This is a genomic window from Streptomyces sp. NPDC048419, from assembly GCF_043200415.1.
Taxonomy (GTDB): domain Bacteria; phylum Actinomycetota; class Actinomycetes; order Streptomycetales; family Streptomycetaceae; genus Streptomyces.
Window position 1 is genome coordinate 168,971 of sequence record NZ_JBICXT010000001.1, and the last position, 14,660, is coordinate 183,630.

Genomic DNA, 14,660 nt, shown 5'->3' on the forward strand with positions numbered 1-14,660 from the left:
TGGCGGGCGTGCGGGCCGGTTTCAGGGCGCTTTCGGGCAGCCGTGTCGAGGGCAGGGCGAAGCAGGGCGCTGTGCCGAGTGCCTGGTACGAACCGAGTGCTTACGCGGGTGAGAACAGGTGATCGCTGATGAGGCGGGCCGCGCCGGTGACTCCGGCGGTCGGTCCCAACTCCCCCAGCACGATGGGCAGGTTGCCCGTCGCCAGGGGCAGTGACTGGCGGTAGACCTGGGTGCGGATCGCGGCGAGCAGGGTGTGGCCGAGGCCGGTCACCCCGCCGCCGATCACCACCAGGCCCGGATTGAAGAAGGAGACCAGGCCGGCGATCACCTGGCCGGTGCGGTTGCCGCCCTCGCGGATCAGATCGAGGGCGGTGGCGTCACCCGCGGCGGCAGCGGCGGCGACGTCGACGGCGGTCAGGCCGCCGTTCGCCTCCAGCCGGCTCGCGAGTTCCTCCGACTGCCCCTGCTCGGCCGCAAGCACGGCGTCGCGGGCGAGGGCCGCCCCGCTGAAGTGTGCTTCCAGACAGCCCCGGTTGCCGCACGCGCACGGGCGTCCGTCGGGCACGGCCTGGATGTGCCCGATGTCGCCCGCGCTGCCGGTCGCCCCGCGGTGGACCTCACCGCCGGCGACGATGCCGCAGCCGATGCCGGTGCCGATCTTGACGCAGAGGAAGTCGCCCACGGAGCGTGCGACGCCCGCGTGCATCTCCCCCATCGCCATCAGGTTCACGTCGTTGTCGACCATGACCGGGCAGCCGAGTTCCTGGCTGAGCGCCTCCCGTACGGGAAAGCCGTCCCAGCCCGGCATGATCGGCGGAGCCACCGGGACGCCCTCGGGGAAGCGGACCGGTCCCGGGACGCCGATGCCGGCGCCGTCGAAGCCCTCCGCGAGCCCTGAGGCCTTCAACTTGGCTGCCATGGACAGCACTTGCTCGAAGACCGCGACCGGCCCCTCGCGTACGTCCATGGGCTGGTTGAGATGTCCGAGGATCTCCAGCTCGGCGTTGGTGACCGCGACGTCGACCGAGGTCGCGCCGATGTCCACACCGAGGAAACGCAGTTCGGGATTGAGCCGGATGTTGTGGGAGCGGCGGCCGCCGCGCGAGGCGGCGAGTCCGTCGGCCACGGCCAGCCCCGTCTCCAGCAGCCGGTCCACCTCCACGGCCAGCTTGGACCGTGACAGGTCGACCTGATCGCCCAGCTGCGCACGGGAGTTGGGACCGCCGTCACGCAACAGCTTGAGCAGCTTGGCCTGGTGAGCATTCGCGGGTCGTGCCGTCATACGTCTCACGAGCCCCTCCCCGCCTCGATCGGCCACGCCTGTGTTCGGCCTTTCGAGGGGAACGTAGCAGTGGCTGCCGAACCTGGGAAGAAGCTGTGGGCGAATTGCTGCCGACTTTCTCCACTGACAGGACAAAGACGCGGTCACGCGTCTCCGTACGGCCCAACGGCCCGGAGGGAGTTACGACTTCGCGCGCTCGTGGTACGACCGCCGCGTGTGTTCCGTGTGCTCGCGCATCAGCTGGGTGGCGCGCTGCTCGTCCCGCTCCACGATCGCGGCGATCAGTGCGCGGTGCTCGATCCAGGACTGACTGCCGCGCTGCCGGGCGATGGGTGTGTAGTACCAGCGCACCCTGCGGTCCACCTGGGCGGCCAGCTCGGACAGCACGGCGTTGCCGGCGAGCTCCATGATCTTGGCGTGGAAGTGGGCGTTCATGCCCACGGCTCCGTCCACGTCGTCGGCGGCGACGGCCTTCTCGCCCTCCGCGCACAGGTCCTCCAGGGCCTTGATGCCCGCGGCGTTGGCATTGGCCGCGGCGAGCCGGGCGGCCTCCGCCTCCAGGAGCGTACGGACCGTGAGGAGCTGGTCGGCCTCCTCCTCCGTGGGCTCGTGCACGAACGCGCCCTGGGCGGGCCGCAGATCGACCCACCCCTCGGTGTTCAGGCGCTGGAGCGCCTCCCGCACCGGCTGCCGGGACACACCGAGGTGGCCCGCGAGTTCGCTCTCGACGAGATGCTGGCCGGGCTGCAGCGCGCGCGTGGTGATGAGTTCGAGGAGCGCCTCGTAGACGCGGTCGCGCAGCGGGCCGGGCCGTTCGAGCTTGGGTACCGCGCCCTGCGGCAGTCCTGTCGACAACATCGGTCGGTCCCCCTCCTTGGCGGCACGGAGCAACCTGCAGCCGGAAAGCCAGTATGGATTGTCTTTCGTCTACAGTCTACGGCGCACAACGGCCAGTCAGATCGGGAGTCGGATGCGTCACACCCGGCCGTACCCGCAGGTCACGGGCAGCGGACGACCTGACCGGCGTAGGAGAGATTCCCGCCGAAGCCGAAGAGCAGGACCGGGTCGCCGGTGGAGATCGCGCCCTGTTCGACGAGCTTGGAGAAGGCGAGCGGAATGCTCGCGGCCGAGGTGTTCCCGGACTCGCAGACGTCCCGCGCGACGACGGCGTTGACGGCGCCCAGCTTCTCGGCGAGGGGCTCGATGATGCGCAGGTTCGCCTGGTGCAGCACGACTGCGGCGAGGTCCTCGGGCGCGAGCCCGGCGCGCTCGCAGGCCTTGCGCGCGATGGGCGGCAGCTGGGTGGTCGCCCAGCGGTAGACGCTCTGGCCCTCCTGGGCGAACCGCGGCGGGGTGCCCTCGATCCGCACGGCGTGCCCCATCTCGGGCACCGAACCCCACAGCACGGGACCGACGCCGGCGTCCTCGGACGCCTCCACGACGGCCGCCCCCGCGCCGTCGCCGACGAGCACGCAGGTGGTGCGGTCGCTCCAGTCGGTCACCTCGGACATCTTGTCCGCGCCGATGACCAGCGCACGGCCCGAGGCACCCGCCCGCACCGCGTGGTCGGCGGTGGCCAGGGCGTGGGTGAACCCGGCGCAGACGACGTTGACGTCCATCGCGGCGGGCGAGGGGATGCCCAGCCGGGCGGCCACCCGGGCGGCCATGTTGGGCGAGCGGTCGACGGCCGTCGAGGTGGCGACCAGCACCAGGTCGATGTCGCCCGGCGTGAGGCCCGCCGCGGCGAGGGCCTTGGCGGCGGCGTGGCCGGCCAGCTCGTCGACCGGCTCGTCCGGCCCGGCGATGTGCCGCGTACGGATGCCCACCCGCGACATGATCCACTCGTCACTGGTGTCGACCATGCCCGCCAGGTCCTCGTTGGTGAGTACCCTGGCGGGCTGGTAATGGCCGACGGCGGCGATGCGTGAGCCGTTCATGCGGTGGTCCCCCTCGTTGCCTTGGGTTGCGGATCCACCAGTCTGATCAGTGACTCACGGGTACGGCGGCAGCCAAGCTGACAGGATTACGGCGTCCGGGTTGTCGGATTCTGTCAGGCTCTCGGACACCCGGACACCTGCCGAACGGTCACCCGGCGTCGTCTCACCCGGTGAACAGCTGGGTCGCCTTCTGGACGAGCTCGTAGAGGCCGTAGACGAGCGGTGCCCCCACCCACAGCCAGGAGAAGGCGATCAGCAGGCGCCGGTCAGGCGGACTCTGGCTGCTGTCGTGCGACATCGGCGGCCTCCCTCTGGGCGGGGATGTGGTGGCGGGCACTGACGGGGCGGACGAGCTCGTTGGCGACGAAGCCGACGACGAGCAGCCCGATCATGATGAGGAAGGACAGGCTGTACAGGGCGGAGCCGTGCTTGCCCGCGCTCTCCTGCCGGTCGGCGATCCAGTTCACGATCAGCGGTCCGAGGACGCCGGCCGTGGACCAGGCGGTGAGCAGCCGGCCGTGGATGGCGCCGACCTCGTAGGTGCCGAAGAGGTCCTTGAGGTAGGCGGGGACCGTGGCGAAACCGCCGCCGTAGAAGGAGAGGATCACCAGCGCGCACAGGACGAACAGCGGCTTGGAGGAGTCGCCGAACAGCGCGATCAGCGCGTACATCAGCGCGCCGACGCCCAGGTAGACGCGGTAGATGTTCTTGCGGCCGATCAGGTCGGAGGTCGAGGACCAGCCGATGCGGCCCGCCATGTTGGCGGCGGACAGCAGCGCGACGAAGCCGGCCGCGGCCGAGACCGACACGGGTGTGGAGGTGCCCGCGAAGAAGTCCGTGATCATCGGGGCGGCCTTCTCCAGGATGCCGATGCCCGCGGTCACGTTCATGCAGAGCACGAGCCACAGCAGCCAGAACTGCGGGGTCCGCACGGCGCTGCGCGCGGAGACCTGCGGGCCCTGCGGGGCGCTCGGCGCGCCCGCGGTGCCCGTGCGGTCCACGGTGCGCGGGACCCGCACCAGCAGCACGCCCAGGGACATGAACACGGCGTACGACAGCCCGAGCACCAGGAACGCCAGCGCGATCCCGGAGCTGTCGCTGCCGAACGACTCCAGCATCTGCGCCGACCACGGCGAGGCGATGAGCGCGCCGCCGCCGAAGCCCATGATCGCGATGCCGGTGGCCATGCCGGGCCGGTCCGGGAACCACTTGATCAGGGTGGAGACGGGCGAGATGTAGCCGATGCCGAGGCCGATGCCGCCGACGAAGCCGTAGCCGAAGACGATCAGCCAGTACTGCTCGGTGTAGGCACCGAGCGCGGAGAGCAGGAAGCCGGACGAGAAGCAGATCAGGGCGACGGTCATCGCCCAGCGCGGGCCCCTGCGCTCCACCAGCGTGCCGCCGAACGCGGCCGACAGGCCCAGCATGACGATGCCGAGCTGGAAGGGCAGCGCGCTCTGCGTGCCGCTGAGACCCAGCGCGGACTCGAGCGGCGGCTTGAAGACGCTCCAGGCGTAGGCCTGGCCGATGGAGAGGTGGACGGCGAGCGCGGCGGGGGGAACGAGCCAGCGGCTCCAGCCGGCGGGTGCGACGGGGGGACTCATGATCCCGAACGGTAGGCAGCCGCACGGTTGTTGAAAAGGCGACGGGTCGACCGTATGCGGTGAACGGTATGCAGGACGCGACGAACGGTCGGACCGACCGGTTTTCCAAAGCGTGCGCGAACCCTTGCTGGCCCCCGCACCATACTGTAGACAATATTCAGTCGACGAAGTTCGACAACTCCTCGGTACCCTCGACCGAACGGAGCTCCCTCGCATGAAAGTCGCAGTCCTCGGCGCCGGTGCGATCGGCGCCTACGTCGGAGCCGCGCTGCATCGCGCCGGCGCCGACGTGCATCTAGTAGCCCGTGGACCGAACTTGGCGGCCATGAGGCAGCACGGAGTACGGGTGCTGAGCCCGCGCGGAGACTTCACCGCGCGCGCCCACGCCACCGACGACCCGGCCGAGATCGGCCCCGTCGACTATGTCTTCCTCGGCCTGAAGGCCAACTCGTACGCGGCGTGCGGGCCGCTGATCGAGCCACTGCTGCACGGCACCACGGCGGTCGTCGCCGCCCAGAACGGCATCCCCTGGTGGTACTTCCACCGGCACGGCGGACCCTACGACGGCCACCGCGTCGAGAGCGTGGACCCGGACGGCGCGGTCAGTGCCGTGCTCGCGCCCGAACGGGCCGTCGGATGCGTCGTCTACGCGGCGACCGAGCTCGAAGAGCCAGGAGTCGTACGGCACTTGGAAGGCACCCGGTTCTCCATCGGCGAGCCCGACCGCAGCATGTCCAAGCGCTGCACGCAGTTCGGTGAGGCCATGGTCGCCGGCGGGCTGAAGTGCCCGGTGGAACCGGATCTGCGCAACGACATCTGGCTCAAGCTGCTCGGCAACATCTCCTTCAACCCGATCAGCGCGCTGGCCCGCGCCACCATGCGGCAGATGTGCCTGCACGGCGGCACCCGCAAGGTCATCGAGACCATGATGGCCGAGACGCTCGCCGTCGCCGAGACGCTCGGCTGCGAGGTCGGCATCTCCATCGAACGCCGGCTCGCGGGCGCCGAGAAGGTCGGCGACCACCGCACCTCCACGCTCCAGGACCTGGAACGCGGCAAGCCGCTCGAACTCGACGTACTGCTCGCCGCCGTCGTCGAGTTGGCGGAGATCACCGGCGTCGACGTGCCCACCCTGCGCACCGTGCACGCCATCTCGGACCTGCTCGCGCTGAGGAGCGCCGCATGAGGAGTCTCGTATGAGGAAGCGGCAACCGAAGACCTACACCCGACTGACCCACCCCCTCGTGCGCGACTCCCGCGACGAGCCGCTCCGGCGGGCCACCTGGGACGAGGCCCTGGACCGGGTGACGCGGGGCCTCGAGCGCAACCGCGGCGCGTTCGGCTTGTTCGCCTGCGCCCGCGCGACCAACGAGATGAACTACGTGGCCCAGAAGTTCGCGCGGGTCGTCATGGGCACCAACAACGTCGACTCCTGCAACCGCACTTGCCACGCCCCGAGCGTCGCCGGGCTGTCGGCCGCGTTCGGCTCGGGCGGCGGGACCTCCTCCTACGAGGAGATCGAGCACACGGACGTCATCGTGATGTGGGGCTCCAACGCCCGCTTCGCGCACCCGATCTTCTTCCAGCACGCGCTGAAGGGGATCAGGAACGGCGCCCGGATGTACGCCGTCGACCCGCGCCGCACCTCCACCGCGGAGTGGGCGGAGAGCTGGCTCGGCCTCAACGTCGGCACCGACATCCCGATGGCGCACGCCGTCGCCCGCGAGATCATCCACGCGGGCCTGGCCAACGAGGCGTTCATCGCGCGGGCCACCACCGGCTACGAGGAGTACAAAAAGCTCGTCGAGCCGTGGACGCTCTCGCTCGCCGAGAAGGTGACGGGCGTACCGGCCAAGGCCATCAAGGAACTGGCGCACGCCTACGCCCGCGCCGAGCGCGCCCAGTTGTGCTGGACCCTAGGCATCACCGAGCACCACAACGGCACGGACAACGTCCGCGCGCTGATCAACCTCTCGCTGCTGACCGGCCAAGTCGGCCGCTACGGCGCCGGGTTGCAGCCCCTGCGCGGCCAGAACAACGTGCAGGGCGGCGGCGACATGGGGGCGATCCCCAACCGCCTGCCCGGCTTCCAGGACATCCTCGACCCCGAGACCAGGCTGAAGTTCGAGTCGGCCTGGGACACCGTCATCGAGCCCCACTACGGGCTGAACCTGACGGAGATGTTCGAGGCGATGGAGGACGGCTCGCTCCGGGCCGTCTACTGCATCGGCGAGAACCCGGCGCAGTCGGAGGCGGACAGCGATCAGGCGATCCGCCGTATGCAGGCGCTCGACTTCCTCGTCGTCCAGGACATCTTCCTGACCAGGACCGCCGAGCTGGCGGACGTGGTGCTGCCCGCGACCGCGGGCTGGGCGGAGACCGACGGCACGACCACCAGCAGTGAGCGGCGGGTGCAGCGGGTGCGCAGGGCGGTCACCCCGCCCGGCGAGGCCCGCGAGGACGTCGACATCATGTGCGAGATCGCCGAACGCCTCGGCCACGACTGGAAGTACGCCGACTCCGAGGCCGTCTGGAACGAGCTCAGGTCCGTCTCCCCCGACCACTACGGCATGACGTACGACCGCCTGGAGGAGCACCAGGGCATCCAGTGGCCCTGCCCCAGTACCGACGCGCTCGAACCGACCTATCTGCACGGCCGGTTGTGGGAGAAGGATCCGGACCGGCGGGGAATGCCCGCGCCGTTCGGGCTCGTCCAGCACGATCCGCCGGTCGACCTCACGGACGAGGAGTACCCGCTCCGGCTGACCACCGGCCGGCGCCTGGACTCCTACAACACCGGTGTGCAGAGCGGCGGTTTCGCCTCCCCGCTGCGGCGCGGCGAGTACGTCGAGCTGAGCCCCGAGGACGCCGAGCGGTACGGGGTCGTGGTGGGCGAGGAGGTGCAGGTCTCCTCCCGGCGGGGTGCGGTCGTGGCCCCGGTGTGGGTCGAGCCGGCGCTGCGGCCCGGGCTCGCCTTCATGACCATGCACTTCCCCGACGAGGTGGACACCAACAGCCTGACGATCGAGGCCAATTGCCCGATCGCCGGCACGGCGGAGTTCAAGGCGTCGGCCATCCGGATCGAGAAGCTTCCCGTCGCGACCATCGTGAGGTGACCTGGTGGATCTGCACTTCGGCGACAGCAAGCCGACGAACGAGGAGCGGGCGGCCGTGGATGCGCTGCTCGGCCCTCCGGAGTCCTCCTGGGAGGGCGCCGCCCGCGACGAGATGAGGGCCGCCGACCTCAGGTGGGCGCGCGGCGGCCGCGAGGCCAGGGACCGGCGCGACCTGCTGCTGCCGGGGCTGCACGCGATCAACGACCGGATCGGCTGGATCGGCGAGGGCGCCCTCGACTACCTGTGCCGGCGGCTTACCGTGCCGCCGGCGGAGGCGTACGGCGTCGCCACCTTCTACGCCATGTTCTCGGTGAAGCCACGTCCGGCCACCGTCCTGCACGTCTGCACCGACCTCGCGTGCGCGGCGGCCGCCGCGTCCGCGCTGTGCGACGGCGTGGAGGCCCGGCTCGGCCCCGGCAGCGGCGTCCATGTCGAGCGCAGCCCCTGCCTCGGCCTGTGCGAGCGGGCCCCGGCGGCGCTCGCGATCAAGGCCGGGGACCCGGCGCGTACGGCGGTGTCGGCGCCCGCGACGGTCCACGAGGCCGTACTGGCCGCGAGCTCGCCGGACTCGGCGCCCGAGGAACCGGCGGCGGCGATGGCGGTGCCCCAGGCCGGGGACCCCGGCCTGACACTCCTCGGCCGCGTCGGCGTCGTGGACCCGTCGTCGCTGGACGACTACCGCTCCCACGGCGGCTACGCCGCCCTGCGCCGGGCCTTCGAGCTCGGCCCCGCCGGAGTCATCCGCGAGGTCACCGACTCCGGCCTGGTCGGGCGCGGCGGCGCCGCCTTCCCCACCGGCCGCAAATGGCAGGCCACGGCGTCGCAGCCCGACCACCCCCACTACCTGGTGTGCAACGCCGACGAGTCCGAGCCGGGTACCTTCAAGGACCGCGTGATCATGGAGGGCGACCCGTACGCGCTGGTGGAGGCGATGACGATCGCGGCGTACGCGACCGGCGCGCACCAGGGCTACCTCTATCTGCGCGGTGAGTACCCGCGCGCGCTGCGGCGCACGGAGCACGCGATCGCGCAGGCACGCGCGCGTGGCTTCCTCGGCGACGACGTCCTCGGTCAGGGCTACGCCTTCGACATCGAGATCCGGCGCGGTGCGGGCGCCTACATCTGCGGCGAGGAGACCGCCCTGTTCAACTCCATCGAGGGCTACCGGGGCGAACCGCGCTCCAAGCCGCCCTTCCCGGTGGAAAAGGGCCTGTTCGGCAGGCCGACGGTCGAGAACAACGTGGAGACGCTGGTCAACGTCCTGCCGATCCTCACCATGGGCGCTCAGGCGTACGCGGCGATCGGTACGGAGAAGTCGACCGGACCGAAGCTGTTCTGCGTCTCGGGCAGCGTGGCGCGGCCCGGCATCTACGAGCTGCCGTTCGGCGCCACGCTCGGTGAGCTGCTGGACCTGGCCGGGGTGCGCCCGGACTTGCGGGCCGTGCTCCTGGGCGGGGCCGCCGGCGGCTTCGTACGGCCCGACGAGACCGACATCCCGCTCACCTTCGAAGGCACCCGCGAGGCGGGCACCACGCTCGGCTCGGGCGTGGTGCTGGCCTTCGACGGCACCGTCCCCCTGCCCCGGCTGCTGCTGCGCATCGCGGAGTTCTTCCGCGACGAGTCCTGCGGGCAGTGCGTGCCCTGCCGGGTCGGGACCGTACGCCAGGAGGAGGCGCTGCACCGGATCGTGGAGCGCTCCGGCGCGGCCGCGGCCGACGACATCGCCCTGCTCCGGGAGGTCGGCCGCGCGATGCGGGACGCCTCGATCTGCGGTCTGGGACAGACCGCGTGGAACGCCGTGGAATCCGCCATCGACCGTCTGGGGGCGTACGAATGACCGTGACACCGCTGGGGATCCCGCGCCGGCTGCTGGAGTTCACCATCGACGGGGAGGCCGTGCGCGCGCCCGAGGGCGCGACGATCCTCGACGCCTGCCGGGCCGCCGGGAAGGACGTCCCGACCCTCTGCGAGGGCGACACGCTGCGGCCCAAGAACGCCTGCCGCGTCTGCGTCGTCGAGGTGGAGGGCGCCCGGACCCTGGTCCCGGCCTGCTCGCGCAGGGCCGAGCCGGGCATGGAGGTCAGGACCGACACGGAGCGGGCCCGCCACAGCCGCAAGATCGTCCTCGAACTCCTCGCCTCCTCGGTCGACTTGTCGACGACTCCACAAGTCGCCGAATGGATCAAGGAGTACGAGGCGAAGCCGGACCGATTCGGCCCGGACGCGGCCCGGCTCAACGAGGGACCGAAGGTCGACAACGATCTGTACGTGCGCGACTACGACAAGTGCATTCTCTGCTACAAGTGCGTGGACGCCTGCGGCGACCAGTGGCAGAACACCTTCGCGATCTCGATGTCCGGGCGCGGCTTCGACGCGCGGATCGCCGTCGAGCAGGACGCCCCGCTGACCGACTCGGCCTGCGTGTACTGCGGCAACTGCATCGAGGTCTGCCCCACCGGAGCGCTGTCGTTCAAGTCGGAGTTCGACATGCGCGCCGCGGGTACGTGGGACGAGGCGGCCCAGACGGAGACGACGACCATCTGCGCGTACTGCGGAGTGGGCTGCAACCTCACGCTCCATGTGCAGGACAATGAGATCGTCAAGGTCACCTCCCCGCACGACAACCCGGTGACCCACGGCAACCTCTGCATCAAGGGCCGCTTCGGCTACCAGCACGTACAGAACCGGGACTGAGACACGACATGGGACGAGTCACGGAACGACGCAAGGTGATCCGCATCCGGGACGGGGCGGTCTCCACCCGCCCGGACACGCTCGTCGCCGAGGAACCGCTGGAGATCAGACTGAACGGCAAGCCGCTCGCGATCACCATGCGCACCCCGGGCGACGACTTCGCCCTGGCCGCGGGTTTCCTGGTCAGCGAGGGCGTCCTGGCCGAGCAGTCGGACCTGCAGAACATCGTGTACTGCGCGGGCGCCACGGCCGACGGCTCGAACACGTACAACGTGGTGGACGTGCGGACCGCCCCGGGCGTGGCGATCCCCGACATCACGCTCGAGCGGAACGTCTACACGACCTCGTCCTGCGGCCTGTGCGGCAAGGCGAGCCTGGACGCGGTGCGTACGACTGCCCGGTGGCCGATCGCCGACACTCCCCCGGTCCGCGTCGAGCCCGAGCTGCTCGCGAGCCTCCCCGACCGGCTCCGGGCGGCCCAGCGGGTCTTCGACCGGACCGGGGGCCTGCACGCCGCGGCCCTCTTCAGCGAGGACGGCGAGCTGCTGGACATACGGGAGGACGTGGGCCGGCACAACGCGGTCGACAAGCTGGTCGGCCGCGCGCTGCAGAACGGCGACCTGCCGCTGTCCCGCGCGGTCCTGCTGGTCTCCGGCCGTGCCTCCTTCGAACTGGCCCAGAAGGCGGTCATGGCCGGCATCCCGGTCCTGGCGGCCGTCTCGGCACCGTCCTCGCTGGCCGTCGACCTGGCCGCGGAGACCGGGCTGACCCTGGTGGGATTCCTGCGGGGCAGCTCCATGAACGTGTACGCGGGCGAGGACCGCATCGCCCTGCGGACCGCGGCCGCCCAAGGGTGACCGCCTCTCCGCGACACGGCGGCGGGGCCCTGACCGGCGGGGAGCGCCCCCTGCGCCGCCGGGGCCCCGCCTCAGACCAGGGCCTGCGCCGCCTCGGCGAAGGCGGCGATCAGGGGTGAGCGACGAGCCGCCTCCCAGGCCAGGAACACCGTGCGCACGGCGTCCGCGCCTCACCCCACGAACCGCACCTCCCGCACCGTCACCACCGTCCCCAGCCGCGGAAAGTCCAGCCGCACCGACGCGTCGTGCTCGGCCGACGTGAACGCCGACATGGCGTCCTCGACGAAGACGAGGTCGTAGCCGAGGTCGCCGGCGGCGCGGGCGGTGGATTCGACGCCGAGATTGGTGGCGATGCCGCCGAACACGAGCGTGCGGACGCCGTGTTCGCGCAGCCGCTCGTCCAGGCCGGTGCTCTGGAAGCCGCCGATGGTCCGCTTCACGATCTCGAGATCGCCGTCCCGGGCCAGTCCGGCGACCAGCCCGCTGCCGGGTGGCTGCTCGGCGACGCCGGTGCGTTCGACGCGAATCAGGACGACGGTCGCGCCCGCCGCACGGAACGCGGCCGCCAACTCCTGGGCGGCGGAGAGGACTTCGGTGCCCTTGTGAGGCTCCAGCGGCAGCGCGACGATCCGGTCCATCAGATCGACGAGGACCAGGGCGGTGCGCGCGGGGTCGAGGGCGAGAGGTGCGGTCATGACGGAACGTTATCCGTCATCAGCCCTCCGTGCCCGAGATCCGGATCAACAAGCCCGTGAACTGGTCACGTTCGGCCGCCGAGAGCGGGGCGAGCAGCTCGTCGTTGGCCGCACGCGCCGCCCGCTCGCAGCGCTCGAGCAGCCGCGCGCCTTCCCCGGTGAGGGACACGGCGTTCTTGCGGCGGTCCTTCGGGTCCGGCTCGCGCACCACCAGCCCGGCGGCCTGAAGGTCGTTGAGGACGCCGACCAGGTCCTTGGGATCGAGCCGCACGCCGCGGCCGAGGTCGGCCTGGGCGACGGGCGCGAGGTCGCGGACGGCAGAGAGCACCACGTGGTGCCACATCTTCAGCCCCTCCGTGGCCAGCGCCTCGGCCACCAGGGCCCGGCCGCGGGCGGCGGCACGGCCGAGCAGCCAGCTGGGCAGGGAGCGAATCGCGGCGAGGGGCGCTTCGGACAGGGGCGCTTCAGACATGGCGACAGCCTAGCGACAAGTCGTTGGACTTCCCAATGAATGACGGATACCGTTGGGGCCCCCAACGATTTTCTCGATAGGCCCTACGAGCCGTGGAGGTGCCATGCGCCGCGTCCGCTACGAATCCCCGGGCGGCCCTCTGTTCCTGGAGGAGGCCCCGGTCCCCGAACCCGCCCCCGGTGAACTCCTCGTCCGCTGCGAGGCCGTGGGCGTCACGCTCCCCGTCGTACGCAAGGTCACCGAGGCCGCCGAGCCGATCCCGCTGGGCGGCGAGATCGCCGGGGAGGTCGTGGCCGTCGGCGCGGGCGTCAGCCGCTTCCGGACCGGCCAGCGTGTGACCGGCCTGTGCTTCGGGCACGGTTACGCCGACTTCGCGCCCCTGCACGAGGCCATGGCCTCACCCGTCCCGGACGGCGCCACGGCCGTGGACGCCATCACCCTCGTCCGCAGCGGCCTGGTCGCCCTCGGCGCCCTGACCGCGGCGCGCCCCGGTCCGGGCGAGTCCGCCCTGGTCACGGCCGCCGCGAGCGGCGTCGGCCACCTCGCCGTGCAACTGGCGAGGACCCGGGGCGCGGCCCGGGTGGTGGGCGCCGTGTCCGACCCGGACAAGGCCGATTTCGTACGCTCCCTCGGTGCCGACGAAGTGATCTCGTACGGCGACGAGGGCTGGGGCGAGCCCGTCGACTACGCCCTCGACGCCGTGGGCGGCGACCTCCTCACCCCGGCGATCGCCGCACTCGCGCCCGGCGGGCGGCTGGTGGCGTACAGCTCGGGCGGCGGGACCGTCCAGGCGTACGACCTGCTCGTGGGCGCCAAGTCGGTGATCGGCTTCCAGATGGCGCGGATCGCGCGGGGCGAACCGGAGTTGTACGAGCGATGGCGGCAGGAACTGTGGCGCCTGTTCGCCGAGGGAGCCCTGCGACCGGCGCTGCACGGCGAGTTCACCCTGGAGGAGGCGGCGCGGGCACACGCGGTGATCGAGTCACGGGGCAACCGGGGCAAGGTGGTGCTCCGGCCCTGAAATACGCATCCATGCGTCCACGTCGGCACCCCAAGGACTGCGGTCGATACGTCAGGCTTCCAGGGCGACCCAGCGCGTCTCGCGGGCGATCGACAGCACCTCGGCAGGGTTGGTGCGAAACCACTCCGTACCGACGGCAGCCGTGACCCGTCGCCCTCGGCCATCGAGGACCGAATGCAGGTAACGCTCGAGGTCGCGATGGTGATCGGTGCGAATGAGCAGAGCGCACACCGGCTTCTCGGGCACGTAACCCTGCTCCGCGACGCGGCGGGCGGCGCTGTAGGCGCTCATGCCCACCTTGCACTCCCAGTGCTCAGATCTGGCCGAGCGTGCGCGATCGCGGTACGCGGGGAGGTACCAGACGTAGACACTGCCACTCCCCCTGCCCACGGCCGCGTCGAATCCGTCTGCAGGATGCCCCAGAACGGCCTCCTGTGACGCCTCCGGGTCGGCCATCGCGCTCGCTTGCATGTAGTAGCCCTGACGGGGATGGGCCAGCACTCCCGTCGCCTTGCCTGTCCGCAGAGCCTTCTTGACCGCCCCGAGGAGGTGTCCGGGCTCCTTGAACGTTCCCCCTCGCTCCGCGTGCAGCCTCTCGAGCAGGAGAACGATCTGTCCGCGCGTCAACGGTTGATCCCCCGCGTGCTGAAGCAGCAGGTCAAGGCAGGATGCCGGGCTGAGCGGCATGCCGCGATACAGGTAGGTCTGATCCACTACTGGCATGGGTTGAACGCTAGTTGGCCCCAAGGGAGGGAACGGCCCGAACGGCGACGTTCGCTCCAAGGGGTGAAGTGGCCCCCTGCCCCGACGGCCACACCCCTCCAGATCCCCGCCGGCGATCCGGACGCCCCGATCTGCCGCAACGCCGGCGGCGCGCCCGCACCGAGTCCCGGCCCCGCGGCCGCACTCCCCGTCCTGCCGGCCGTTCTGCGGCGCCGGGAACACACCGATTGAACAAGTCAGGCGCACGGTCCTTGTGGGG

14 protein-coding genes are annotated in these 14,660 nt (G+C 71.1%); 6 read left to right on the forward strand and 8 right to left on the reverse strand.

The features are described 5' to 3' along the window. Positions 1 to 100: 100 nt before the first annotated feature. From ACGFYN_RS00730 to ACGFYN_RS00750, 5 genes are all read right to left on the reverse strand, one after another. Entirely contained in the window at positions 101 to 1,282 is a 1,182-nt protein-coding gene (locus ACGFYN_RS00730) for an ROK family protein (protein WP_393863527.1), read from the reverse strand. Positions 1,283 to 1,462: 180 nt separating this feature from the next. Next, positions 1,463 to 2,140, reverse strand: coding sequence for a GntR family transcriptional regulator (locus ACGFYN_RS00735; protein WP_393863528.1), 678 nt, complete (start codon positions 2,138 to 2,140; stop codon positions 1,463 to 1,465). Positions 2,141 to 2,280: 140 nt separating this feature from the next. Continuing rightward, the gene (locus ACGFYN_RS00740) at positions 2,281 to 3,219 is read right to left on the reverse strand and encodes a beta-ketoacyl-ACP synthase III (RefSeq protein WP_393863529.1); all 939 of its coding nucleotides are present in this window, start codon (positions 3,217 to 3,219) and stop codon (positions 2,281 to 2,283) included. A gap of 163 nt (positions 3,220 to 3,382) precedes the next feature. Continuing rightward, positions 3,383 to 3,517: a hypothetical protein gene (locus ACGFYN_RS00745; protein ID WP_393863530.1), complete on the reverse strand. Its 135-nt coding sequence runs from the start codon at positions 3,515 to 3,517 to the stop codon at positions 3,383 to 3,385. Next, positions 3,486 to 4,823 carry an OFA family MFS transporter gene (locus tag ACGFYN_RS00750; RefSeq protein WP_393863531.1) on the reverse strand — a complete coding sequence of 446 codons (1,338 nt, stop codon included), beginning with the start codon at positions 4,821 to 4,823 and terminating at the stop codon, positions 3,486 to 3,488. The genes ACGFYN_RS00745 and ACGFYN_RS00750 overlap by 32 nt, the downstream gene beginning before the upstream one ends. A 214-nt stretch (positions 4,824 to 5,037) precedes the next feature. Between ACGFYN_RS00750 and ACGFYN_RS00755 the strand changes: the two genes are divergently transcribed. From ACGFYN_RS00755 to fdhD, 5 genes are read left to right on the forward strand one after another with little or no spacing between them, the layout of a single operon-like run. Then, positions 5,038 to 6,009 carry a 2-dehydropantoate 2-reductase gene (locus ACGFYN_RS00755; RefSeq protein WP_393863532.1) on the forward strand — a complete coding sequence of 324 codons (972 nt, stop codon included), beginning with the start codon at positions 5,038 to 5,040 and terminating at the stop codon, positions 6,007 to 6,009. 10 nt (positions 6,010 to 6,019) lie between these two features. Continuing rightward, on the forward strand, positions 6,020 to 7,939 hold the full coding sequence (locus ACGFYN_RS00760) for a molybdopterin oxidoreductase family protein (RefSeq protein ID WP_393863533.1): 1,920 nt from the start codon (positions 6,020 to 6,022) through the stop codon (positions 7,937 to 7,939). 4 nt (positions 7,940 to 7,943) lie between these two features. After that, a complete protein-coding gene (locus ACGFYN_RS00765; protein WP_393863534.1) occupies positions 7,944 to 9,776 on the forward strand; it encodes an NADH-ubiquinone oxidoreductase-F iron-sulfur binding region domain-containing protein in 1,833 nt (610 codons plus the stop codon). Further along, the gene (locus tag ACGFYN_RS00770; protein WP_393863535.1) at positions 9,773 to 10,633 is read left to right on the forward strand and encodes a 2Fe-2S iron-sulfur cluster-binding protein; all 861 of its coding nucleotides are present in this window, start codon (positions 9,773 to 9,775) and stop codon (positions 10,631 to 10,633) included. The genes ACGFYN_RS00765 and ACGFYN_RS00770 overlap by 4 nt, the downstream gene beginning before the upstream one ends. 8 nt (positions 10,634 to 10,641) lie before the next feature. Beyond that, complete coding sequence (gene fdhD, locus ACGFYN_RS00775; protein ID WP_393863536.1) at positions 10,642 to 11,490, forward strand: formate dehydrogenase accessory sulfurtransferase FdhD; 849 nt, start codon at positions 10,642 to 10,644, stop codon at positions 11,488 to 11,490. A gap of 170 nt (positions 11,491 to 11,660) precedes the next feature. On the opposite strand, the gene ACGFYN_RS00780 is transcribed toward fdhD, so the two are convergent. Together ACGFYN_RS00780 and ACGFYN_RS00785 are read right to left on the reverse strand one after the other, a co-directional pair. Further along, the gene (locus ACGFYN_RS00780) at positions 11,661 to 12,185 is read right to left on the reverse strand and encodes an isochorismatase family protein (protein ID WP_393863537.1); all 525 of its coding nucleotides are present in this window, start codon (positions 12,183 to 12,185) and stop codon (positions 11,661 to 11,663) included. Positions 12,186 to 12,204: 19 nt separating this feature from the next. Further along, complete coding sequence (locus tag ACGFYN_RS00785; protein WP_393864136.1) at positions 12,205 to 12,642, reverse strand: MarR family winged helix-turn-helix transcriptional regulator; 438 nt, start codon at positions 12,640 to 12,642, stop codon at positions 12,205 to 12,207. Positions 12,643 to 12,760: 118 nt separating this feature from the next. On the opposite strand from ACGFYN_RS00785, the gene ACGFYN_RS00790 reads away from it, so the two are divergent. Then, a complete protein-coding gene (locus tag ACGFYN_RS00790; protein WP_393863538.1) occupies positions 12,761 to 13,678 on the forward strand; it encodes a zinc-binding alcohol dehydrogenase family protein in 918 nt (305 codons plus the stop codon). Positions 13,679 to 13,729: 51 nt separating this feature from the next. Here ACGFYN_RS00790 and ACGFYN_RS00795 read toward each other — a convergent pair whose 3' ends face one another. Then, on the reverse strand, positions 13,730 to 14,401 hold the full coding sequence (locus ACGFYN_RS00795; RefSeq protein WP_393863539.1) for a GIY-YIG nuclease family protein: 672 nt from the start codon (positions 14,399 to 14,401) through the stop codon (positions 13,730 to 13,732). Between the last annotated feature and the right edge of the window lie 259 nt (positions 14,402 to 14,660).

Coding starts and splice junctions, on each gene's coding strand:
- ACGFYN_RS00730 (WP_393863527.1), bottom strand. CDS start 1,282: ATGACGGCACGACCCGCGAATGCTCACCAGGCCAAGCTGCTCAAGCTG.
- ACGFYN_RS00735 (WP_393863528.1), bottom strand. CDS start 2,140: ATGTTGTCGACAGGACTGCCGCAGGGCGCGGTACCCAAGCTCGAACGG.
- ACGFYN_RS00740 (WP_393863529.1), bottom strand. CDS start 3,219: ATGAACGGCTCACGCATCGCCGCCGTCGGCCATTACCAGCCCGCCAGG.
- ACGFYN_RS00745 (WP_393863530.1), bottom strand. CDS start 3,517: ATGTCGCACGACAGCAGCCAGAGTCCGCCTGACCGGCGCCTGCTGATC.
- ACGFYN_RS00750 (WP_393863531.1), bottom strand. CDS start 4,823: ATGAGTCCCCCCGTCGCACCCGCCGGCTGGAGCCGCTGGCTCGTTCCC.
- ACGFYN_RS00755 (WP_393863532.1), top strand. CDS start 5,038: ATGAAAGTCGCAGTCCTCGGCGCCGGTGCGATCGGCGCCTACGTCGGA.
- ACGFYN_RS00760 (WP_393863533.1), top strand. CDS start 6,020: ATGAGGAAGCGGCAACCGAAGACCTACACCCGACTGACCCACCCCCTC.
- ACGFYN_RS00770 (WP_393863535.1), top strand. CDS start 9,773: ATGACCGTGACACCGCTGGGGATCCCGCGCCGGCTGCTGGAGTTCACC.
- fdhD (WP_393863536.1), top strand. CDS start 10,642: ATGGGACGAGTCACGGAACGACGCAAGGTGATCCGCATCCGGGACGGG.
- ACGFYN_RS00780 (WP_393863537.1), bottom strand. CDS start 12,185: ATGACCGCACCTCTCGCCCTCGACCCCGCGCGCACCGCCCTGGTCCTC.
- ACGFYN_RS00790 (WP_393863538.1), top strand. CDS start 12,761: ATGCGCCGCGTCCGCTACGAATCCCCGGGCGGCCCTCTGTTCCTGGAG.
- ACGFYN_RS00795 (WP_393863539.1), bottom strand. CDS start 14,401: ATGCCAGTAGTGGATCAGACCTACCTGTATCGCGGCATGCCGCTCAGC.